Consider the following 23,224-nt stretch of genomic DNA (forward strand, 5'->3'; position numbering starts at 1 on the left):
TTGGATGAAGGGGTTTTCATGTATTATATTAACAGGACTTTATTAATATTTAATGAAGCTATTGTTAATATAATGTAAATCTATCCCTTCCAAAGGTTTCATATTATTACTTTTCCAAATCCGCTTTTGGTAAAGCAACTGTAAATGTCGTACCTTCTCCTACTGTACTATCCACAGTAATCGTCCCTTGATGCGCTTCTACTAAATGTTTTACAATCGATAACCCTAGGCCTGTACCGCCCGTATTTCGACTTCTCGCTTTATCTACGCGATAAAAGCGTTCAAAAATACGCGGAATTTCTTCATTACTAATCCCAATTCCTGTATCAGATACTTTTATATAAGCATTATGTTCATCCTCTAACAACGCTACAGAAACCATTCCACCAGCTGGTGTATATAGAATTGCATTATTAACTAAATTGATAAAGATTTGCTTTAATCTGCTCGGATCTCCTATTACAGATACATGTCTCAATACATCCACTTGCAAGGGAATCTCTTTCTCTTGTGATTTATTCTCTAATACCATCTTGATTTCTCCGAGCAATTCTTTCATATCAACAGTGCCCATGTTTAATTTAAACCCTTGTTGTTCAATCTTGGATAAATCCAATAAGTCTTCGATTAATCCTTGCATGCGCTCACTTTCCTTTAAAATAATATGCAGGAAGTGTTCACAAAACTGTTGATTTTCCATTGCACCATCAAGCAATGTTTCAGAAAATCCTTTAATAGAAGTGATTGGCGTTTTGAGTTCATGTGAAACGTTCGCTAAAAAGTCTTTTCGCATTTGCTCTAATTTCTTTAGTTCAGTTATATCGTGAAATACAAGAACAATCCCTTTCCACTCATGATTCGTCCCGATAATTGGCGCACCATATACCTCAAAATGCTTTCTTTCAATTCCAAGTGACAGCAGCATTTGCTTCCGTACTTTTACTTCTGTCATAAAAATTTCTTCCACAAGTTCAATGATTTCTGCATGAAGAAATGCTTCATAATATAAGCGATCTAAATACTCTTCATCCGTTACATGAAAGATTTCTTTATATGAACGATTTACAAGACTTATATAGCCGCGGCTATCAATCAAAATCATACCGCTTCCCATGTTTTCAATCAATGTATGTAAACGATCTTGTTGCATTTCTTGCTCTAACGTCATTTCTTGTAAATTACGTGCTAAAATATTGATGGCCTTACTTAACATTCCTGTTTCATCTGAATGATTTTCATACGCACGCGCCTTATAGTTACCCTTCGCTAATTCAATCGCCACTTTTGTAACAGACTCTATCGGACGAATATATTGGCCTGTAATTTTTATACCAAGAAAGACAACGACAAGACAAGCAATTACAAATCCTATAATTAATAATCCCCACGTTTTTTGGTGAACGTCTTTTAAAGGAGCTATCATGCTTTTTATAAGAATATATCCTTGCTTACCATCTGCATCTTGAACAAATATCGCATAATGAAATACGTTCTTATCATTGGTGTCTTTCGTAATCACTCTATTTTTTTGTTTTTCTGTTTCAGAAGAAAGTTCATCAATTGTCGCTTGATTGAATATAGTTTGCTTATCTTTACTATATTCGACCTTCTTCTCTTCATCAGCAAATACAATCGAAACAGGAACTTGTTCTTCTAATTGCTCAAATATATTTGGCGCTTTTAAAACATGATCAATACCTTCTGTCTCTACTAACGAAGCAACATATCGCGCTTCTTTTATCGTTCTCTCTTTCGCATGATCAATATAATAATTCTCAAACAGCGTTTCCAAAAGTACTCCTAGTCCAACTAAAATAAGTACAATGAGAGAAACAAATGTAAAGAGAAGCCTTGAGCGAAATTTATTCATTCCCCTTTGGCTCCTCTAATTTATACCCTAATCCACGAATGGTTTTTATATATGCTGGTTTTTTCGTATTCTTTTCAATTTTATCTCGCAAATGGCTAATATGAACATCGACGATTCTTGTATCACCGGCAAAATCATAGTTCCATACTGCACTCAATAACTGATCACGTGTTAACACACGTCCCTTATTTTTCGCTAAATATACAAGTAATTCAAATTCTTTTGGCGTCAACTCTAACTTTTCCCCTTGGAAATACGCCTCATAAAACTCAGGTGAAATTTTCAGATCAACGATATTAATACTATTTTCGTCCTGCACTTCTGGAACTTGTTCATCTTGCAATTTCGTACGACGTAAAATCGCCTTTACACGTGCAACAACTTCCCTTGGGCTAAATGGCTTTGTCATATAATCATCAGCCCCAAGCTCAAGTCCTAACACTTTATCAAACTCGTCATCTTTCGCTGTGAGCATTAAAATCGGTGTCATAACCCTTTGCAAACGCAATTCTTTACACACTTCCATACCATCCATTTTAGGAAGCATTAAATCTAATATAATCAGATCCGGACGTTCCGTTACCGCCTTTTGAAGTGCCACTTCACCATCCATCGCTGTTATAACTTCAAACCCTGCTTGCTGTAAGTTAAATTCAATTAAAGTTAAAATAAACTCCTCATCATCAACAACTAAAATTCGATTGCTCATTCTCTTCCTCCAAGTTATAGACTTGAAACCTTCTTCATCCTAGTATTTCCCCACTATTCCCATCATACTAGAAAACAATGCCCCTCTCAATAGAATTGTCCATCCACTAAGCTTGATTATGATATAGTTATACAGAAAAATATCTCTAATAGAAAGCGATGGTCTATTCATGTTTAAAGCAGCTATTATTTTCATTCTTGCCGGTCTAGCTGAAATTGGTGGTGGATATCTCATCTGGAAGTGGATGCGAGAAGGTGGTTCCATCTGGTTCGGTCTAATCGGAGGCATTATTTTATGTTTATATGGTGTAATTGCCACATTCCAAGTATTTTCTAGCTTCGGCCGAGTATATGCAGCTTACGGCGGCGTATTTATTGTGATGAGTTTATTATGGGGATGGATGGTAGATAAGAAAACACCCGATATCTTTGACTTTGCTGGTGCAGCCATTTGCCTTATTGGTGTTTTTATTATTCTTTGGCCACGTGCCTAATACATAAAGCGAAACTTCTATCACCAATCGGACTTTTACGGGTAGTTGATTCCCTACCTGACTTCTTTGCCTTTACTGAATTTTGAGGTGAGGGCTTACTGCCCGCGAATAGCGGGATAAAATAGAAAAACAGGCGATTTCTCACCTGTTTTTCTTAAAAATTATCTAATGCTTTTTCTAAAATAGAAGCTGATTTGTAAGGCGGCGCTACTGTTAATACACCTTTTACCACCACTGCTTCTTTTTCATCATAAGCGAATACACGCATATCAATCGTATGCTCCTCGTGAGAAACAGCTACAACTTCAAAATGAATTTGCAAAGTTTCATAATGGTGTACATGCTTCACAAAAGTAAGGTCCTTCCTAACAACATGACTGCCTGGACCTGGCAAATATTTCGTTACCGCTGTTGTAACCATGCCCGTTAACATAATGCTTGGTACAATCGGTTTTTCATATGGAGTTTGGGATGCATAATCATGCTGGATATATAATGGATTTGAATCATTTGTTAATCCTAAATACAATAACAGATCTTTATCCTCGATTTTTTCAGTGATAGATAACTTTTCCCCTACTGTAATTTCATCCATTCGACGACCAATTTGAACTTTTTTCTTTAACATGTTACAATCCCCCTCCAAGTTTTATTTTATTATCCTACCAAAAACAATATATTATCCGAAATGCTACTATAATGAGGGCAATGTATATTATAAGTCTATGCTTCCATTGTAGGATACATAAATGATAGCGTTTTCATATTATTTCAAAAAAACAATCCAGTAAATAGTAGAAAAAGATTCGGGATTCCGAATCTTTTTCCTAACATATATTTTGTATTAAGCAAGAACTTTCATAACGTTACGCACAGATTCTACTGAACGATCTAACGCTTGTTTTTCCTCTTCATGAAGTTCTAATTCAATAATTTTTTCGATTCCGTTACCACCTAGAATTACCGGTACACCTAAGTACAGGTCACTATAACCATATTCACCTTCAAGGTATGCGATAGCTGGTAATACGCGGCGCTGATCTTTTAAAATCGCTTCAGTCATTTCAACTAAAGAAGCCGCTGGTGCGTAATATGCACTACCATTTCCTAGTAAGCCTACAATTTCACCGCCGCCTTTACGCGTGCGTTCTACAATTGCTTCTAAGCGCTCTTTCGGAATTAATGTTTCTAATGGAATACCACCAGCATAAGAGTAGCGTACAAGAGGTACCATATCATCACCATGACCACCAAGAACGAATCCTGTAATGTCTTTTACCGAAAGATTCAATTCTTGTGCAATGAATGTACGGAAACGTGCTGTATCTAATACACCAGATTGACCGATAACGCGCTCTTTCGGGAATCCAGCTTCTTTAAATACAGAATATGTCATTGCGTCAACTGGATTTGTTAACACAACAATAATTGCGTTTGGCGAATGTTTTGCAATATCTTGCGTGATACTTTTCATAATTTTAGAGTTGGTTGCTACTAAATCATCACGGCTCATTCCTGGTTTACGTGCAATCCCTGCTGTAATAACAACAACGTCGGAATCGGCAGTATCTGCGTAATCAGACGTACCTATAATGTTAGCATCAAAACCTTGTACAGGGCTTGCTTCTAACATATCTAACGCTTTTCCTTTTGTTGGATTCTCCAGTTGTGGAATGTCCACTAATACAACATCTGCAAGCTCTTTTTGAGCTAATAAGAACGCTGTTGTTGCTCCTGTAAATCCTGCACCGATGACTGAAACTTTTTTGCGTTTGATTGTCATACTTTCTCCCCCACTCTGAATTATGCGTTTTTGATTACTGCTAAATCCATATTATTAATAAGAGCATCAGCAAATTCGGAACATTTCACTTCAGTTGCACCATCCATAAGACGTGCGAAGTCATATGTTACCACTTTTGAAGCAATTGTTTTTTCTACTGAAGCAGTTACTAATTTCGCAGCTTCATTCCATCCTAAATGTTCTAATAATAATACTCCTGAAAGAAGAACAGAAGATGGATTCACTTTATCTAAACCTGCATATTTTGGAGCTGTACCATGTGTCGCTTCGAAAATAGCATGTCCAGTAACATAGTTAATGTTTGCACCAGGTGCAATACCAATGCCACCTACTTGTGCTGCAAGCGCATCAGAAATATAATCTCCATTTAAGTTCATTGTTGCAACAACATCGAACTCGCGTGGACGCGTTAAAATTTGTTGTAAGAAGATATCTGCAATAGAATCTTTTACGATGATTTTACCAGCCGCTTCAGCTTCTGCCATCGCTTTATTCGCTGCATCTTTACCATCTTTTTCAACAATACGATCGTATTCAGCCCAAGTGAATACTTTATCGCCAAATTCTTGTTCAGCAACTTCATAACCCCAGTTTTTGAAAGCTCCTTCTGTAAATTTCATAATATTTCCTTTATGAACTAATGTAACAGAAGAACGTTTTTCATTAATTGCATATTGAATTGCAGCACGAACAAGACGCTTTGTCCCTTCTTCTGAAATTGGTTTAATACCAATTCCCGATGTTTCTGGGAAGCGAATTTTGTTTACTCCCATTGTTTCTTTTAAGAACTCAAGTACTTTTTTTGCTTCTGGAGATCCTTGTGCATATTCAATACCAGCATAGATATCTTCTGTATTTTCACGGAAAATTACCATATCAGTATCTTCCGGACGTTTTACAGGTGAAGGAACACCTTCAAAATAACGAACTGGACGTAAACATACGTATAAGTCTAACTCTTGACGAAGCGCTACGTTTAGAGAACGAATACCACCACCAACAGGAGTTGTAAGCGGGCCTTTAATTGCGATTAAATATTCACGAATCACATTTAACGTCTCTTCTGGTAACCAGTCACCTGTTTGGTTGAATGCCTTTTCCCCTGCAAGCACTTCTTTCCAAACAATTTTCTTCTCACCATCATAAGCTTTTTCAACAGCTGCTTCTAATACACGAGATGCTGCTGCCCAAATATCTGGTCCAATACCATCGCCTTCAATAAAAGGAATAATCGGATTGTTTGGTACATTCATAACACCATTCGTTACAGTAATTTTTTCTCCTGTCGTCACTGTGATAACCCCCATGTTTGAAATTTCATATGTGTGAAACTGAGGGAATATAACCCTCAGTTCAAACCGTTAGTCAAATTAAAATATTCCAATCATTACATCTTTCCCAAAAAATCTGACTTTTGAAAGCATATTTACACTATCCAAATAGTGTTTTTAGCTTATCGTTGCGCCAGTGGTACATAACGTTGATGCGTTGGTCCATTGTAATCAGCACGCGGACGGATTAAGCGGTTATTTTCATATTGTTCTAGAATATGAGCTAACCATCCTGACATACGGCTAATCGCAAAGATTGGTGTAAATAAGTCATGATCAATTCCTAAACAATGGTAAACAGAAGCAGAATAGAAATCGACATTTGGTGGAAGACCTTTTTCTTTTGTGACAATGTCTTCGATTTTGATAGACATATTATACCATTTATCTTCCCCTAAAAGCACGCATAATTTCTTAGACATTTCACGCAAATGTTTCGCACGAGGATCACCGTGCTCATATACGCGATGGCCAAATCCCATAATTTTCACTTTATTTTGAAGTGCATTATGAATATAGGATTCTACATTTTCTTCTTCGCCAATTTCTTTTAACATCTTCATTACGTTTTCATTTGCCCCACCGTGAAGAGGACCTTTTAACGCGCCAATTGCTGCAGTAATACCAGAATATACATCTGAAAGTGTCGCAACGCAGACACGCGCTGTAAATGTAGAAGCATTTAACTCATGATCAGCATGAAGTACAAGTGCTTTATCAAAAGCTTCAATTTCCACTTCATTTGGCTCACGGTCATTTAACATATAGATAAAGTTTGCAGCTAATGATAAATCTTTTCGTGGCTCAACAACTTCTAAACCTTTACGAATTCTTGCATATGCTGCAACAAGAGTACCTACTTGAGCTTGTAATTTAACCGCTTTCAAATAATTAGATTTTTCATCCATTAATTCAGCACTCTCATCGTATAATGATAACATGGAAATCGCTGTTCGTAAAACAGACATCGGATGAGCAATCTTTAAATCTACTTGTTTTAAATATGTTAAAATTTCACTTGGAACTTTAGAATATCCAGATAGAGTTTCTTTTAACTCATTTAATTCCTCTTCGTTAGGAAGCTTGCGGTGCCATAATAAGTATACCACTTCTTCAAACGTAGCATTTTCCGCTAAATCATCAATATTATACCCAACATACGTTAATGTATCATCAATAATTGAACTCACGGATGACGTTGTTGCTACTACCCCTTCTAATCCTCGAATAACAGTCATTACACTCTCTCCTTTTCCTGAAAATTCTCCCAACCTTGCTCCCTTGTATCTGTTTGCTTCCCTTCTAGATTATGAACGCCCGTTCACTCTTTAGGCAAGCAAAATGCACGATCATGCAAATTTGTTGTGGTGTTCCCATCTAGTTGTTCTATCGCTTTCTTCAAGCATGAGCGTGAGTTTTCTCCCCGAATCCTCACGCTTAGAACAACAGATGGTGAGGAAAACTAGTTCCGAAGAGTTTAGGATAAAAACAACATAAAACAATATCAGCAGAAAATTACTTTATGTTGTTTTTATTTTATTTGGTGTAAGTCTTCGTTGCTATGTAGCCTTTACATGTCTTCTAATCCTATTATAAACAATTATCTGACTTTTGTGAATGGAAAGAATTCAAAAAATTTATATTACTATAAAATTTCTCATTTAAACATCTGCATAATGTTCATCACAGCATAGGCAATTCCCGCTCCAATTAACGGTCCTACAGCGACTCCATTAAATAACGCAACTGCTATAATCGTCCCAAATACGAGCGCAGTTGTAATATGAGGATCACTCGTTAATAACTGTACTCCCCCTTTTGCTAAGAGAGCAACCGCTATTCCTGAAGCTAAAGCAATCCATGCATAATAAGATTTAGTCGCTTCACTTAGCTGCTTAAATCCGATTTCACCCGTAGCGATCGGAACAAGGACCGCAACTGTAATAACCGTTACACCAAGATTAATTCCTTTTGTTTGTAGATATGGAAGGATTTTATCTCCTAAAAACGTCCATTTTAATAAAAATAAAACACCAACCGCTACAGTAAGCGATTGATTTTTAGCAATAAGTCCAATAATAAGTAGTATGAATAAAAATAACGTTGATTGACTAATCATGATTACACTTCCTTTCTGAAAATAATGAACCTGTTTACAAAATAAATTGCTGTTAAACATATCATTATACACGCTATAGATGAAAGTATTCATCAATTAATATAGATGATACATACAAACTTCAAACACTTTGAATGAGATGTTTATACTTAACTAAGAAAGAAAAGCGCACTTCTTTCTTTTCTTATAAGAAACAGGTAAAATAAAAAGTAGATAAAATGAGACTCTCGCCAATCAGTACAAAGAAAATTCCCACCACTGATTAGCAATCACCACCAGGATTTTGCGAACGGTTTGCTTCATGCCTTGAGGCTCGCAAATAGCAGGATAAATCCATCATTCCACTATAGCATAAAGTGAAACTTTAATCAGCGCGGAGTTCTATCTCTAATGGTTATTAGCATTCACCAATCGAGCTTTTACAGACAGTTCATCTCCCGTCTAACTTTGCTGTTTCCACTGAACTTTAATGCGAGATTGTTGCTGTCCGCAAATAGCAGGATAAATACCATTTGGAATGGGAGGTAAGCACCTTTGAATCGAAATTCATTGTATATCATATTACGACTTATATTTGTCATTTCAGCAACAATAATTGGGTTTTATGCACTTTTATATATCTCAGGCCTTATATACCCTTTTATCATTGCATTAGCTTTTGCTTATTTGATCAATCCAGTCGTAAATTTTCTCAACCAAAAATTACAATTCCCTCGTGCCTTAGCGGTACTCGTCAGCTTAATTCTCGTGTTCGGCGCCATCGTCGGACTTGTTACATACCTTGTGACAGAAGCAATTTCCGCCACAACTTACTTGCTGCAAATTGTCACAGAAAAGTTTCCAGCAATTGTACAGTATGCACAGCAGTTTGCACTCAATCATATTATGCCTTTATATGATGATTTAATTTCTCAATTTAATCATCTAGGTGAATCACAACAATATACAATTACACAAAACATTCAAAACCTAGGAACGGAAGCAACAAAGCAGATGAAAGAATTGTTGACCGCTATTATAAGTGGATTAACAAACTTCATCAGTGCACTTCCAACGACTTTAACAGTCCTTGTCTTCATCTTATTAGCAACTTTCTTTATTAGCTTTGATTGGCATATACTTGCTAATAAAGTAAAACGATTGCTTCCAAATCGCGTACACGGATACGGAAAGACTATTTTCGTCGATTTACGAAAAGCATTATTCGGATTTGTAAAAGCACAACTCACCCTTGTATCTATGACAACCGTCATTGTACTAATTGGACTATTAATTTTGCGCGTACCCTATGCCATCACAATCGCAATTATTACAGGAATTGTAGACTTACTTCCTTATTTAGGAACCGGAGCGGTTTTTGTCCCTTGGGTTATATATGTATTTTTCACAGGGGATACAGCATTCGCAATTGGTCTACTTATTTTATACATTGTTGTCATTGTTCAAAGGCAAATCATGGAACCAAAAGTGTTATCCTCCAATATAGGACTTGATCCATTACCAACACTTATCGCATTATTCGTCGGGTTTAAGCTATATGGTTTTTTAGGATTAATCATTGGTCCAGTCACATTGGTACTCTTAAACACATTGCACAAAGCCCATGTATTTCATGATTTATGGAAATTTATTAAAGGTTCACCATTAAAATAAAATTTTCACTCTCACCCAATTCTTACATTCAAATTTTCTTCAAAAAAATAGAACAAGGGAATTACCCATAATAAATGGATAATTCCCTTGTTTTTTACGCAAAATGACACTTTCAAGGTTTACTTTACATTTTTATTCTATTTTATACATTTTTATTATTCCCTTTTCTTCCTTTTTCTACAAATGAATAAATATTCATTTTATATTTCGACAAAAAATAACACTTGGAACAATTCATGTTCTAAGTGTTATTTTTGTACTATAACGGTTGTATTCCTTCTTAATTTCCACTCTAACCATTTCATTATTACAGGTTTACATAACTTTCTCGTTGCCGGAAATATAAAAATAACTCCCATCACATCCGTTACGTAGCCAGGCACCAACAGAAGCACCCCACCCACCAGGACAAAAATACCATCTAATACAGCATCACCCGGCATCTCACCTCTATTCAACCTTGACCGAATCTCCCCCAATACCATAAATCCTTGTCGTTTTGCTAAATAGACACCTAAGGCACCGGTACATACAATCATAGCGAACGTTGGCCACATACCAATCAAATAACTAGAGCCAATTAACACCGTAACTTCAAGCGCTGGAATTAAAATAAAAAGAAACAACATCCACTTCATTCTTCCACTCCTTCCACAAAAAGAACCCTCTTCACATCTCCTCAAACCCTCAAAATAACGCTTTGGTGCCCTCTTATATGATTCTCTAACCTCAATCCAGCAAACAGTCATCTAAGAGCCTTCTAGACGTTAATAACGAGAGCTCTATAGCTACGAAGCCTGATATCTTTACTATATCCTTTGTACTCTAGAGGTAAAAAAAAGAGAAGGACTCCCATCCTTCTCTTCACATTACTTCTTATAGCACTTCCGCATGTCCATTATAAACAATTCCGCGCGCCGCATCAACTGTTACTTCTTGGCCATTTTTTAAAGTTGCTGTTACACCATTCACACCAACGATAACCGGAATACCGATTGATACACCTACAACAGCTGCATGGCTTGTTAAGCCACCTTCTTCTACAACTAGAGCTGCAGCTTTTTCAATTGCAGGAATCATATCTTTATCAGTGCTTGTTGTAACTAGGATATCTCCTTCTGTTACGTTCACTACAGCTTCTTCAGCTGTTTTCGCTACAACTACTTTACCTTTTGCAGCTTTACGACCGATCCCTTGTCCTTTAGCGATTTCTTCACCAACAACATGGATTTTCATTAAGTTTGTTGTACCAGTCTCAGCCACTGGTACACCAGCAGTGATTACAACAGTATCACCAAGTCCGATTAAACCTGCATCCATACCTGTTTGAATTGCAGTATCTAACATTTCATCAGTAGATGCTGCACGTTTTTCAGCCATAAATGCTTGTACACCCCAAACAAGTGCAAGACGACGGCCCACTTGCTCGTCAGATGTTACAGCTACGATTGGAGATTTCGGACGGTATTTAGAGATCATTTTCGCAGTGTAGCCACTTTCCGTTGGAGCTACGATTGCAGCTACGCCAAGAGCAAGTGCTGTGTGCGCAACAGATTGACTAATTGCATCTGTAATTGTTGGAGTGAACTCTTTAATACGTTTTTTGAACATATCTTCATACTGTAGTGATTTTTCAACACGAGTTGCAATGTTTGCCATCATTGTTACTGCTTCTACTGGGTATTGACCTGCAGCAGTTTCACCTGAAAGCATGATTGCATCCGTACCATCGAAGATTGCGTTCGCTACATCACTTGCTTCCGCACGAGTTGGACGTGGGTTACGTTGCATAGAATCTAACATTTGCGTTGCAGTAATAACTGGTTTACCTAATACATTACATTTTTTAATTAGACGTTTTTGCACTAATGGTACTTCTTCTGGTGGAATTTCCACACCCATGTCACCACGAGCTACCATTAAACCGTCAGAAACTTCTAAGATAGAATCGATATTATCGATACCTTCTTGGTTTTCAATTTTTGGTACGATTTGAATGTATTGTGCATTATGCGCTTCTAACAATTCACGGATTTCTAACACGTCAGCTGCTTTACGAACGAAAGATGCCGCGATGAAATCAACTTTTTGCTCGATACCGAAGACGATATCTTTTACGTCTTTTTCAGTGATACCAGGAAGTTTAATGCTTACGTTTGGTACGTTAACACCTTTTTTATTTTTCACAGTTCCGCTGTTCAATACTTTTGTACGGATGTTTCCGCCAGCTTTCTCGATTACTTCTAGTTCGATAAGACCGTCATCGATTAGAATGCGAGAACCTGGGTCTACATCGTCATAAAGACCAGCATAAGATACAGAGAACTTCTCTGCAGTTCCTAATACTTGCTCTGTAGAGATAACTACCTCTGCACCTGTTACAAGCTCAGCTTGTCCGTCTACGAAGTCATGTGTACGGATTTCTGGACCTTTTGTATCAAGTAAGATTGCAACTGTTTTACCAGTTTTCTTTGAAGCTTCACGAATGTTTTTAATACGTGCTCCGTGCTCTTCATGACTACCATGAGAGAAGTTTAAACGAGCAACATTCATACCCGCTTCGATTAATTGCTCTAATTTCTCAATACTTTCACTAGCAGGACCTATAGTACATACAATTTTAGTTTTACGCATATTGCACCTCCGAAAATTATGAAACCGTTCCCAAATATTTGACATTAAGTCGATTAGATGGATAATTCTTTAGATAATTGATACATATCTTTATCAATCGTATGCTTTTGAGCTAACGCTTCGATAATGTCATGATCAACAAGTTTGTTGTTTTGGATACCAACGCAACGTCCACCTTTACCTTCAATCAACAGTTCAACTGCTCTTGCGCCAAGGCGACTTGCTAATACACGGTCTTGTGCACTTGGTGATCCACCACGTTGTACGTGACCTAATACAGTTACGCGAGTATCAAAGTTTGTTGCTTCTTCGATATGCTTACCGATGTCAATTGCACTTCCAACACCTTCAGCTACAACGATGATACTATGCTTTTTACCACGCTCACTACCGCGTTTTAAACGAGCAATAACATCTTCCATATCATGCTCTTCTTCTGGAATTAAGATTGTTTCTGCACCATCAGCTAAACCAGCCCATAATGCGATATCTCCAGCGTGACGTCCCATTACTTCGATCACATATGTACGTTCATGAGATGTAGCTGTGTCACGAATTTTATCAATTGCATCAATAACAGTGTTTAACGCTGTATCGAAACCGATTGTGAAATCTGTTCCAGGAATATCATTATCGATTGTACCTGGTACACCGACACATGGGAATCCTTGCTCTGTTAACTTTTTAGCACCTTGGTAAGAACCATCGCCACCAATAACAACAAGTCCTTCAATACCAAGTTTATTTAATTGCTCGATTCCTTTTTCCCTTACTTCTGGGTCTTTAAACTCAGGACATCTTGCTGTATATAATTTTGTACCACCACGGTGGATAATATCGCCAACAGAACCAAGTTCTAATTTTTCAATGTGACCAGAAATTAATCCAGCGTATCCATGGTAAATACCATATACTTCTATATCATGAAAGATCGCTTTACGAACAACTGCACGAATGGCAGCATTCATACCAGGCGAATCTCCACCGCTTGTTAATACACCAATACGTTTCATTTGTACTCACCTCATAAAGATTATTTGCCTTATAATAAAATAACACGAAAAAATATAAAAATACAATGGAGAAGATGTGTCTTTTCATAATAAAAACGTGCATTCGCGAAGTGGAACGCACGCTTTTCTTATTTTATCCAAATGGAAGCGTTTGAAAACGAAACTTGCCCAATTTTCATATATTTTTCATAACGTTTTTCAATTAATTCCTCTTTCGAAATACCGTTTAATTGTTGGAAAGTTTTTCCGATCATTAGATCGATATTTTCAGACTGTTTTAAAATATTACGATGTGCACCGCCGCGCGCTTCTGGAATAATTTCGTCAATTACACCTAATTCTTTCAAATCTGCTGCTGTAATTTTTAAAGCTTCAGCGGCATCTTTTGCTTTCGTAGCATCTTTCCAAAGAATTGTCGCCGCACCTTCTGGACTAATAACAGAATAAGTGGAATTTTCTAGCATGTAAATGTAATCGCCTACCCCTAAACCTAGCGCACCACCACTACCACCTTCACCAATAACAATACAAATAACAGGTACAGTAAGTCCTGCCATTTCAAATAAATTACGTGCAATCGCTTCACTTTGGCCACGTTCTTCAGCTGCTTTACCAGGATAAGCACCTTTTGTATCAATGAAACAAACGATTGGACGATTAAACTTCTCTGCCTGCTTCATTAAACGTAGCGCTTTTCGATATCCTTCTGGATGAGGCATTCCAAAATTACGACGAATATTTTCTTTCGTATCTTTCCCGCGCTGGTGCCCGATTACTGTTACAGGCATCCCTTTATACTTCGCAATGCCGCCGACAATCGCTGCATCATCGCCAAATAGACGATCTCCATGACATTCAAAAAAATCAGTAAATAAGTGCTTAATATAATCGAGCGTTGTCGGTCTCTCTGCATGACGAGCAATTTGAACGCGGTCCCATACTTTCATATTGCCATATATTTCTTCCTCTAAATTTTCTAGCTTATCTTCCAAAATACGAATCTCCTCACTGAAATCCATCTGGCTGTTTTTCGTATAGTCTTTCAGTTCTCGAATCTTATTTCTTAGCTCCACAACTGGTTTCTCAAATTCTAGTTCTGCCATATCGCCGTTTCCCCTCCTTGATGAACTTCTAAAATCTTACGGAGTGAATCTTTCATATGATCGCGATGCACAACCGCATCTAATTGACCGTGCTCTAGTAAAAATTCTGCCGTTTGAAAGTCTTCTGGCAGCTTCTCACGCACTGTTTGTTCAATTACACGTCTACCAGCAAAGCCGATAAGTGCACCTGGCTCTGCAAGATTATAGTCACCAAGTGAAGCAAAACTCGCTGAAACACCGCCTGTCGTCGGATGAGTCATAACAGAAATAAATAATCCTCCAGCATTGCTATGCTTTTTCAAAGCTACGCTCGTTTTTGCCATTTGCATTAAACTTAAAATACCTTCTTGCATGCGCGCACCGCCCGATGCAGTAAAGATAATAAATGGAACTTGTAATTCGTATGCTTTTTCAACTGCACGTGCAATTTTTTCTCCTACAACAGAGCCCATGCTGCCCATTCGAAAGCGAGAATCCATTACTGCAACTACAACAAGCATCTCATCAATTGTTCCTTCACCTGTCACAACAGCTTCATTTAATTCTGTTTTCTTGCGATCACTCTCTAATTTTTCTTCATAATTTGGGAACTGGAGTGGATTTAACGAAACCATCTCTTTGTCATACTCACGAAATGATTCTTCGTCCAATACACTATCAAGACGTTCCCACGCATTCATAGGATGATGATAACCACAGTTTACACATACTTTTAAATTTTTAAGAAGCTCTTTTGTATACATGATTTTCTTACATTTCGGACATTTTGTCATAACACCGTCCGGTACATCTTTTCGTACTTGTTCCGAAGGAATTGCAGCGTACTTTTTCTTTTTTACGAATAAATCTCTTAGCACAATTTGACCCCCTTTGTTGAGAGCTAAGGTTAGGTTAGGAAGAAAATGGGGCTAACACCAAAGATTGATGTTAGCCTTCTTTTCCTAACCTGTCTAATAGAGGATATTCAAAAAGTCCGGTAAAGATAGCTTTCGCATTTCTTCGTTACTTCGCCAGTCCGGTACTCATGTAGTTCCATCTACACTCCTTGTCCTCCTGGCTTCCGTGCCTCGAATTGCTCGGCTCTCTTTATCCTCCTTTTTGAACCCTGTCTAATAACCTCTCTCTTTACGTTTAACTTTAACCGCTATGCGATAGATTGTTTGTCATAACGTGTCATGGTCATTTCGACAAATTTTATACATTACGAATGAAACTGTACATTTTCCATTAATTCATCATAAATTTTTAGCGCCTCTTCTTCTTTTTTCGTGTATAGCGCTTCATAAAGTTTTCTATACATTTCTATAGACTCTAGTGAAATTTCAGAAGAAAGAGTCGCAACGTAATCATTTACAATTCTCCAAATTCGATATAGTAAATAATTGTCCACTTGTTCAATAAGTGTTTTAAAAAACGTTTGATGAAACTCCTGAATGGAACTCTTGTCCTTTTTAAAAACCTTTTGCAACATACTTAACACATTAGAGAACGTTTCTTTCGGTAAACCACATACGATTCGAAGAATATCTTTTTCAAGCAATCGTTTCGTCTGTAACAAATCACGAATTGTTTTCTCATCTTGTAATAAAAATGGTGCGATTAATTGAACAAGACCGTTATCATAGAAGTTTCGAATAAACGTCCCTTCTCCGCGTCTTGTTTCAATTAATCCTACGAGTTCTAAAGCTCGCAATGCTTCTCGTACAGATGAACGTCCAACATTTAAACGTGCGCTTAACTCACGCTCAGATGGCAATCGATCACCTGCTACTAAACCATCCTCTTCCATAATGGAACGGATTTTCTTTACAATTTCGAGATATACTTTTGTATTTGATGATGTCAATAGAAATTCCTCGCTTACTCTTTACCAATCAGCGCTAATTGTCTCGTTTTCTCAGCAACTTCATTTGGATCTACTTGACGGCGAGCTACTCCTGTCTCCATCGCAGCTTTCGCAACGTAAGCGGCCACTTGAGGGGCTACACGCGCGTCAAACGGCGCTGGAATGATATAGTCTGCATTTAACTTATCTGCTGCTACAAGTTCAGCAATCGCTTCTACAGCTGCCATCTTCATTTCTTCATTAATTTGCGTAGCATGTACATCAAGTGCACCACGGAAAATACCAGGGAATGCTAGTACATTATTTACTTGGTTTGGGAAGTCAGAACGACCAGTTCCCACAACAGCTGCGCCTGCTGCTTTTGCAATTTCCGGCATAATTTCTGGAACCGGATTCGCCATCGCAAAAATAATTGCATCGTCATTCATTGTACGAACCATTTCTTCAGTTAACGCACCTGCTACAGATACACCGATAAATACATCTGCATCTTTCACAACGTCTGCTAATGAACCTGCTACACGATTTTTATTCGTATATTTTGCTACTTCATCTTTCACCGGATTCATCCCATCAGGGCGTCCTTCATAGATTGCGCCTTTTCGGTCACACATAATAATATCGCGTACACCATAGCGGTATAAAAGTTTAATGATTGCAATACCCGCTGCACCTGCACCATTTGCTACAACTTTAATGCCAGACATTTTCTTTCCAACTAGTTTTAGTGCGTTTACAAGACCTGCTACTGTTACGATAGCTGTTCCATGTTGATCATCATGGAATACAGGAATATTCGTTTCTTTTTTCAGACGTTCTTCAATGATAAAGCAGTTTGGTGCTGCAATATCTTCTAAGTTTACACCGCCAAATGTTGGCTCCATTAATTTGACAGTTTCAACAATTTTATCTACATCGTTTGTATTTAAAGCAATTGGGAATGCATCTACGCCAGCAAAGCTCTTAAATAATACAGCTTTACCTTCCATTACTGGAAGAGATGCTTCTGGTCCAATGTTACCAAGACCAAGTACAGCTGTTCCATCTGTCACAACTGCTACCATGTTTCCCTTCATTGTATATTCATATACCTTACTTTTATCGTCATAAATTTCTTTACAAGGTTCTGCAACCCCTGGAGAATACGCAAGACTTAAATCTTTAGCATTTTCTACTTTTACTTTTGATACAGTTTCTAATTTTCCTTGATGCACTTTATGCATGTGAAGTGCTTCTTCACGAAGTGTTGACAAACTATCCACTCTCCTCAAATTATTCTTGCTATTATCACTCTCTCCAAGTGGTCTGACCACGAACACTATTACTATAATAATCGAACTATAGGGAAATTGTCCATTATATTTTCACTACGACATTTTCCTTACCGACTATTTCACGAAGTGCTTCTAAACATTCTTCACTTGGATGGATTGACAAACTACGAGATAATTGTACCATTTTATGTTCCTTTTCATAATAAATTAGTACTTTCGCAAAACCTGAATAGTGAAACAATATTTTTGTAATTTGATTTAACAACTTCTTTTCATACTGCGATGGTAGTTTTATATAAATTGTTGCTTCTTTCATTTCATTGTAAACATCCATTTGTTCTAATGAGTAAAGACCGTTTACAATCCATTGCAATTTATGATTTCGCTGTTCAATTGTCCCTTCCACTAAAACAATTTCACCTTCTTGTAACCTTTCCGAAAAATGAATATATGTCTCCGGAAAGACAACCGCTTCCATTTCATCATTTTGATCACAAAACGTGACGAACGCCATTTTTTGTAATTTTTTCGTCCGAATGACTTTTACACCTGTTATATATACAATGGCACGTTGTACTTTGCGCTTTTGCCTCATCGCTTGCGCAAGCGACGGAATTTCTAGTTCTTTCACAAGCTTTGCATACTGCGCCGTTGGGTAACTGGATAAATAAAAGCCAAGTGCTTCTTTCTCATTATTTAATTGTTCAATAAAAGATAGCTCATCTCCTTGTACATATACAGATTTTGGGACACTATCTTCTCCTAATTCACGCGCAAGGCTTGCATACTCTAAAGCACCCTTTATGCTATTAAACAAAGTTGTTCGCGAAACTTGAAAATCGTCGAAACAGCCAGCCCAAACAAATGCCTCTAAATTGCGCTCCGTAACAAACTTTGCCGGCATGCGAAGACAAAATTCAAATAAATCTTGGAATGGACTTTTTTCCCTCTCCTCAATCACAGCACTCACTGTAGCCATCCCGATATTCCGAATCGAAAGCAAACTATAACGAATTGCATTTCCTTCTATTCGGAAATTATAACTACTTCTATGAAGAGATGGCGGTAAAACCCGAAAACCTTTGCGCTTCGTTTCGCGTATATATTGCACAATCTTATCTTCATTTCCTATCGCACTGGATAATAGGGCAGTCATAAACTCTAAAGGATAGTTCGCTTTTAAATAAGCCAGCTGGTATCCAATCATACTGTACGCTACAGCATGACTGCGGTTAAAACCGTAATTCGCAAATCTAACAATTAAGTCATAAATTTGTTCCGCTGATGTTTCATCATATCCATTTCGTAAACAACCTTGTACAAAATGCTTACGTTCCTGATCTAAAATCTCACGTTGTTTCTTACTTACCGCACGGCGAAGTAAGTCAGCTTCTCCAAGTGAAAAACCTGCTAACTTCGAGGCAATCTGCATAATTTGCTCTTGGTAAACAATTACGCCATATGTGCTCTCTAAAATCGGTTTCAAATCATGGTGTAAATATTGAATTTGGTGTTTTCCATGCTTCGATTCAATAAAGGTTGGAATTTGCTCCATCGGTCCTGGACGATATAAAGAGTTAACCGCAACAATATCTTCAAACTCATTTGGTTTTAAACTACGTAATACACTCCGCATTCCCCCGGATTCAAGTTGGAAGACACCTGTTGTATCCCCTCTTCCAAGTAGCTGGAATGTCTTTTCATCCTGAAGAGGTAAATTTCGTATATCAATTTGTTTCCCCGTTTTCCCTACAATAAACGTAAGGATGTTTTCAAGTAACGTTAAATTACGTAAACCTAAAAAATCCATTTTTAACAAACCAAGCTCTTCCAACACTTCTGCTGGATATTGCGTTACATATACATCATTATGTCCTTCTTGAATCGCAACGCTTCCTGTTAACGGCTCCTGACTCATGATGACTCCTGCCGCATGAATAGATGTATGACGCGGCATACCTTCGACACGCTTCGCAATTTCAAAAACACGCTCATGCAAGAGATTCCCTTGTACAAATTCACGAAGCGATCTGGATTCTTCATATGCTTCTTTTAGTGTGATTCCAAGCTTTGACGGAATAAGTTTTGAAAATATGTCAATATCCCTTGGTGGAAGCCCCATTACGCGGGCAATATCTCGAATCGCTGCTTTTGCAGCAAGTGTTCCGAACGTAACAATTTGAGCAACACGAAGCTGACCATATTTATCTTTTACATAACGAATCATCTCATCACGTCTAATATCCGGAAAATCAATATCAATATCTGGGAGCGTAACACGTTCAGGATTTAGAAATCGTTCAAACAGCAAATCATACTCAATTGGATCGATATCTGTAATTTCTAACACATAAGAAACAAGTGAACCCGCTGCCGAACCACGGCCCGGTCCTGTTAAAATGTCATGTTCATGAGCGTATTTCATAAAATCCCAAACAATAAGGAAATAATCGCTAAATCCCATGCGAGAGATAACTTCAAGTTCATGATTTAAACGTTTCCGATGTATATCTTGAACCTTTCCATATCGCTTATTTAGACCTTCATCACAAATACGGCGCAAATAAGTATCTGACGTTTCGTTAGATGGAACAGTAAACTTCGGCAATTGATTGACGTGGAAAGGAATTTCTACGTGGCAACGTTCAGCTATACGAACTGTATTTTGAAGCGCTTCTTCTTCATGAGAAAATAAAGCTTCCATTTCAGCGGATGACTTTAAATAGTACTGATCTGTTTTGAGCCTTGGTCTATCTGGATCCGTCATCTTCGTTCCGCCCTGGACAGATAACAAGCATTCCTGCACAAGCGCATCGCTTTGATTCACATAGCGGACATCATTTGTCGCAACGATTGGAATGCCTATCTCACTTACGAATTGTGGTACGTTCTCTTGCAAGAAGAGCTCATCTTGAATCGCATGATGCTGCAAACTCATATAAAAGCTTCCAAACATATTTTGATATGCACGAGCTACATCTTCAGCAAGATCATCTCTTCCTTGTAATAATAACTGTTCAATTTCCCCATCTTTTCCTGGTGAAATTGCAATTAACCCTTTTGCATAATGAGCAAGCCACTTTTTCGGAATTCCGTCTTTAGACTTCGTCATGATGGCGCTAGAAATTTTCAATAAGTTTTGATAACCTATTTCATTTTCTGCAAGTAATACAAGCGGATAAGTCCCCTCTTCTTCCCCACTAAAAACAGAGGCTGTTAACCCAATAATTGGTTGTATGCCATTTTTCTTACATGCTTTATAAAATGGAATCACCCCGTACATCACATTTTCATCTGTAATCGCAAGCGATGAAAAACCAAGCTCTTTCGCCCGGATGACTAGCTCATCGATTTTACAAGCACTTTTTAACAAACTATAAACGGTTTGACATTGTAAATGCACAAACTTCACTGTTGTACCCTCTCTTTATCTATTTGACTACTTTCATTATAGGTGATGAAGAAAGCGGAAATCAAAACATACTTCTTATACTTTGTCCATATATATGAAGAAGAAAGGGGAATAACGATGGATGTAGATCAAAGATTTTTCTCTCTACTTATTACAACTTACTTTATTGCCTTTGGGGTTATGCTTGGCGGTTCTATAATTGGTGGCATCGGTGCTTTTTTAGTTGGAAAACCCGCACTCACCGCAATTAATCAATTTTCTCAAAACTTAAGAATTTGGGCACTCGTCGCAGCAATTGGGGGAACGTTTGATACATTTTATAGCTTTGAACGAACTTTCTTTGAAGGTGCTACAAAAGACATCGTAAAACAAATTTTACTCATTTTTTTCGCAACAGGCGGCATGCAAACCGGTCTCATTATTATTAAATGGCTCACGCAGGAGCATGTATGAGGGTCCCTAACGCTTCTACTGCTAAACGATGGTATTTATTTTTAGCAGGCGCTGCTGTTGGCGGTATTCTAAGCTGGTTTATTTTTTTGTACATATACGGTGTTTTTCAACAAGAGCAAGCAAGTACAATTGCAGAACAAAAACAAATTATTAAACAGCAGGAAGAAAAACTCCATGTTCTCCTTGAAGACCACGATAAATTAAATAAAGAAAACAAACAACTCTTAACAATCCAAGAAATTAAAATTAAAATTGCAAACGGAGATAAATACGATTTAGACAACCTAACTTTAGAAAACATTACAACTTCTATTCATAATGATTTACAACATCTCTTAACAAAAAACATACAAAGCATTGCGCAAAATAAAGAGCTACTAAAAAAAGCAATTGAGAATAAAGTATATAAGCATTATGACCGAAACTATCGCTTTAAAGTCGACATGATTTCTTTTGATACCGTGCTCGAAATCAGCATCAATATAAAACAAGAAAAGTAGAGCTTTCACGCTCTACTTTTTCCTTTTAACGCCTATATTTTTACTTACAAATCTCACGTAAGTCTGCGAAAAGACGATCCGCTTCTTCCCAAGAAGATGCTTTCGCACCAGAAGCCATCGGATGTCCTCCGCCGTTATACTGCATTGCTAATTTATTAATAACAGGTCCTTTTGAACGAAGGCGAACGCGAATTACATCTTCCTCTTCTAAAAAGAGAACCCAAGCTTTTAATCCGTCAATATTACCAAGTGCTCCTACAACGCCAGATGCCTCTGAAGGAAGTACATCAAACTCTTCTAATACTTCTTTTGTCAGCTTAATATACGCTGCACCTTCTTCTGTTATTGTAAAGTTTTGTAAAATAAATCCATTTAAACGAGCGATTTTCTCTTTCGTTTTATACATTTCATTATATAGATTTGGAAACTCAACACCCATCTCAACAAGCTCTGCTGCAAAGCGTAATGTTCTTGCAGATGTATTTGGGAATAAGAAACGCCCTGTATCTCCAACAATTCCAGCCAAAATAAGGCGCGCAGATTCAGTTGTAAGCTTCAATCCTTTTTCTTTTCCGTAAGTATAAAACTCATAAATGAGCTCGCTTGTAGAACTTGATGTCGTATCTACCCACGTAATATCTCCGTATGGGTCTTCATTCGGATGATGATCGATTTTAATCAGCATCTTCCCTTTCGTGTAACGCTGATCACAAACTCTCTCTTGATTCGCTGTATCACAAACGATAACAAGTGCATTTTCGTAAGTCTCATCATCAATTTCATCCATTACTCGTAAATACGATAACGAAGGTTCATTGTATCCAACCATATAAACCTTTTTCTCTGGAAACGATTCTTGAAGAATTGTTCCAAGACCACATTGAGAGCCTAATGCATCTGGGTCTGGACGCACATGACGGTGAATAATAATCGTATCGAACTCTTTAATTGCTGCTAAAATTTGTTCATGCATATGTATAGTCTCCTTTTTATAAAAGTCTCACTTTATT

The 23,224-nt window shown here is 37.5% G+C and carries 20 protein-coding genes; 4 read left to right on the forward strand and 16 right to left on the reverse strand.

Going from position 1 to position 23,224, the window contains the following annotated elements:
• Positions 1-106: 106 nt before the first annotated feature.
• Positions 107-1,870 carry a two-component system histidine kinase PnpS gene (pnpS, locus tag HRG09_RS15295; protein WP_174101644.1) on the reverse strand — a complete coding sequence of 588 codons (1,764 nt, stop codon included), beginning with the start codon at positions 1,868-1,870 and terminating at the stop codon, positions 107-109.
• Positions 1,863-2,579: a response regulator transcription factor gene (locus HRG09_RS15300; RefSeq protein WP_174101645.1), complete on the reverse strand. Its 717-nt coding sequence runs from the start codon at positions 2,577-2,579 to the stop codon at positions 1,863-1,865. The genes pnpS and HRG09_RS15300 overlap by 8 nt, the downstream gene beginning before the upstream one ends.
• 169 nt (positions 2,580-2,748) lie before the next feature.
• On the opposite strand from HRG09_RS15300, the gene HRG09_RS15305 reads away from it, so the two are divergent.
• Positions 2,749-3,072: a YnfA family protein gene (locus HRG09_RS15305; RefSeq protein ID WP_174101647.1), complete on the forward strand. Its 324-nt coding sequence runs from the start codon at positions 2,749-2,751 to the stop codon at positions 3,070-3,072.
• Positions 3,073-3,226: 154 nt separating this feature from the next.
• Here HRG09_RS15305 and HRG09_RS15310 read toward each other — a convergent pair whose 3' ends face one another.
• The 5 genes from HRG09_RS15310 to HRG09_RS15330 form a co-directional block, all read right to left on the reverse strand.
• Complete coding sequence (locus HRG09_RS15310) at positions 3,227-3,700, reverse strand: MaoC/PaaZ C-terminal domain-containing protein (protein ID WP_174101649.1); 474 nt, start codon at positions 3,698-3,700, stop codon at positions 3,227-3,229.
• Between the two features lie 216 nt (positions 3,701-3,916).
• Positions 3,917-4,855: a malate dehydrogenase gene (mdh, locus tag HRG09_RS15315; RefSeq protein WP_174101651.1), complete on the reverse strand. Its 939-nt coding sequence runs from the start codon at positions 4,853-4,855 to the stop codon at positions 3,917-3,919.
• A gap of 20 nt (positions 4,856-4,875) precedes the next feature.
• Positions 4,876-6,168, reverse strand: coding sequence for an NADP-dependent isocitrate dehydrogenase (icd, locus tag HRG09_RS15320; protein WP_174101653.1), 1,293 nt, complete (start codon positions 6,166-6,168; stop codon positions 4,876-4,878).
• Positions 6,169-6,329: 161 nt separating this feature from the next.
• Positions 6,330-7,478 carry a citrate synthase gene (gene citZ / locus HRG09_RS15325; protein WP_174101655.1) on the reverse strand — a complete coding sequence of 383 codons (1,149 nt, stop codon included), beginning with the start codon at positions 7,476-7,478 and terminating at the stop codon, positions 6,330-6,332.
• 386 nt (positions 7,479-7,864) lie between these two features.
• Positions 7,865-8,326: a DUF441 domain-containing protein gene (locus HRG09_RS15330; protein WP_174101657.1), complete on the reverse strand. Its 462-nt coding sequence runs from the start codon at positions 8,324-8,326 to the stop codon at positions 7,865-7,867.
• Positions 8,327-8,860: 534 nt separating this feature from the next.
• Between HRG09_RS15330 and ytvI the strand changes: the two genes are divergently transcribed.
• Complete coding sequence (gene ytvI, locus HRG09_RS15335) at positions 8,861-9,979, forward strand: sporulation integral membrane protein YtvI (RefSeq protein ID WP_174101659.1); 1,119 nt, start codon at positions 8,861-8,863, stop codon at positions 9,977-9,979.
• A 248-nt stretch (positions 9,980-10,227) separates the two neighbouring features.
• On the opposite strand, the gene HRG09_RS15340 is transcribed toward ytvI, so the two are convergent.
• The 8 genes from HRG09_RS15340 to dnaE all read right to left on the reverse strand — a co-directional run bounded on the left by HRG09_RS15340 (position 10,228) and on the right by dnaE (position 21,261).
• Entirely contained in the window at positions 10,228-10,617 is a 390-nt protein-coding gene (locus HRG09_RS15340; protein ID WP_174101661.1) for an FxsA family protein, read from the reverse strand.
• A 238-nt stretch (positions 10,618-10,855) separates the two neighbouring features.
• Positions 10,856-12,613, reverse strand: a complete 1,758-nt coding sequence (pyk, locus tag HRG09_RS15345; protein ID WP_174101662.1) for a pyruvate kinase — start codon at positions 12,611-12,613, stop codon at positions 10,856-10,858.
• A 53-nt stretch (positions 12,614-12,666) separates the two neighbouring features.
• A complete protein-coding gene (gene pfkA, locus HRG09_RS15350; RefSeq protein WP_174101664.1) occupies positions 12,667-13,626 on the reverse strand; it encodes a 6-phosphofructokinase in 960 nt (319 codons plus the stop codon).
• 128 nt (positions 13,627-13,754) lie between these two features.
• Positions 13,755-14,729 (reverse strand): acetyl-CoA carboxylase carboxyl transferase subunit alpha, encoded by a 975-nt coding sequence (gene accA, locus HRG09_RS15355; RefSeq protein WP_174101666.1) that lies wholly within the window; start codon positions 14,727-14,729, stop codon positions 13,755-13,757.
• Positions 14,717-15,586, reverse strand: coding sequence for an acetyl-CoA carboxylase, carboxyltransferase subunit beta (gene accD / locus HRG09_RS15360; RefSeq protein ID WP_174101668.1), 870 nt, complete (start codon positions 15,584-15,586; stop codon positions 14,717-14,719). Before accD ends, accA begins: the two co-directional genes overlap by 13 nt.
• Before the next feature lie 344 nt (positions 15,587-15,930).
• Positions 15,931-16,575, reverse strand: coding sequence for a FadR/GntR family transcriptional regulator (locus tag HRG09_RS15365; protein ID WP_174101670.1), 645 nt, complete (start codon positions 16,573-16,575; stop codon positions 15,931-15,933).
• Between the two features lie 14 nt (positions 16,576-16,589).
• On the reverse strand, positions 16,590-17,798 hold the full coding sequence (ystJ, locus tag HRG09_RS15370; protein ID WP_174101777.1) for an NADP-dependent malic enzyme: 1,209 nt from the start codon (positions 17,796-17,798) through the stop codon (positions 16,590-16,592).
• A 133-nt stretch (positions 17,799-17,931) separates the two neighbouring features.
• Positions 17,932-21,261, reverse strand: coding sequence for a DNA polymerase III subunit alpha (dnaE, locus tag HRG09_RS15375; protein WP_174101672.1), 3,330 nt, complete (start codon positions 21,259-21,261; stop codon positions 17,932-17,934).
• Between the two features lie 117 nt (positions 21,262-21,378).
• Here dnaE and ytrH point away from each other — a divergent pair, with 117 nt between their 5' ends.
• Positions 21,379-21,714, forward strand: coding sequence for a sporulation membrane protein YtrH (gene ytrH / locus HRG09_RS15380; protein ID WP_174101674.1), 336 nt, complete (start codon positions 21,379-21,381; stop codon positions 21,712-21,714).
• Complete coding sequence (gene ytrI / locus HRG09_RS15385; RefSeq protein ID WP_174101676.1) at positions 21,711-22,214, forward strand: sporulation membrane protein YtrI; 504 nt, start codon at positions 21,711-21,713, stop codon at positions 22,212-22,214. Before ytrH ends, ytrI begins: the two co-directional genes overlap by 4 nt.
• Before the next feature lie 40 nt (positions 22,215-22,254).
• Here ytrI and HRG09_RS15390 read toward each other — a convergent pair whose 3' ends face one another.
• Positions 22,255-23,187 carry a DHH family phosphoesterase gene (locus tag HRG09_RS15390; RefSeq protein WP_174101677.1) on the reverse strand — a complete coding sequence of 311 codons (933 nt, stop codon included), beginning with the start codon at positions 23,185-23,187 and terminating at the stop codon, positions 22,255-22,257.
• Between the last annotated feature and the right edge of the window lie 37 nt (positions 23,188-23,224).

It is taken from the genome of Bacillus sp. Xin1 (assembly GCF_013314535.1).
Taxonomy (GTDB): domain Bacteria; phylum Bacillota; class Bacilli; order Bacillales; family Bacillaceae_G; genus Bacillus_A.

Excerpts from the sequence above, each read along its gene's own strand:
- HRG09_RS15330 (WP_174101657.1), bottom strand. The coding sequence starts at position 8,326 with ATGATTAGTCAATCAACGTTATTTTTATTCATACTACTTATTATTGGA.
- mdh (WP_174101651.1), bottom strand. The coding sequence starts at position 4,855 with ATGACAATCAAACGCAAAAAAGTTTCAGTCATCGGTGCAGGATTTACA.
- HRG09_RS15305 (WP_174101647.1), top strand. The coding sequence starts at position 2,749 with ATGTTTAAAGCAGCTATTATTTTCATTCTTGCCGGTCTAGCTGAAATT.
- HRG09_RS15340 (WP_174101661.1), bottom strand. The coding sequence starts at position 10,617 with ATGAAGTGGATGTTGTTTCTTTTTATTTTAATTCCAGCGCTTGAAGTT.
- ystJ (WP_174101777.1), bottom strand. The coding sequence starts at position 17,798 with ATGCATAAAGTGCATCAAGGAAAATTAGAAACTGTATCAAAAGTAAAA.
- ytrH (WP_174101674.1), top strand. The coding sequence starts at position 21,379 with ATGGATGTAGATCAAAGATTTTTCTCTCTACTTATTACAACTTACTTT.
- pfkA (WP_174101664.1), bottom strand. The coding sequence starts at position 13,626 with ATGAAACGTATTGGTGTATTAACAAGCGGTGGAGATTCGCCTGGTATG.
- HRG09_RS15310 (WP_174101649.1), bottom strand. The coding sequence starts at position 3,700 with ATGTTAAAGAAAAAAGTTCAAATTGGTCGTCGAATGGATGAAATTACA.
- HRG09_RS15300 (WP_174101645.1), bottom strand. The coding sequence starts at position 2,579 with ATGAGCAATCGAATTTTAGTTGTTGATGATGAGGAGTTTATTTTAACT.
- accA (WP_174101666.1), bottom strand. The coding sequence starts at position 14,729 with ATGGCAGAACTAGAATTTGAGAAACCAGTTGTGGAGCTAAGAAATAAG.
- ytrI (WP_174101676.1), top strand. The coding sequence starts at position 21,711 with ATGAGGGTCCCTAACGCTTCTACTGCTAAACGATGGTATTTATTTTTA.
- pyk (WP_174101662.1), bottom strand. The coding sequence starts at position 12,613 with ATGCGTAAAACTAAAATTGTATGTACTATAGGTCCTGCTAGTGAAAGT.
- HRG09_RS15390 (WP_174101677.1), bottom strand. The coding sequence starts at position 23,187 with ATGCATGAACAAATTTTAGCAGCAATTAAAGAGTTCGATACGATTATT.
- pnpS (WP_174101644.1), bottom strand. The coding sequence starts at position 1,870 with ATGAATAAATTTCGCTCAAGGCTTCTCTTTACATTTGTTTCTCTCATT.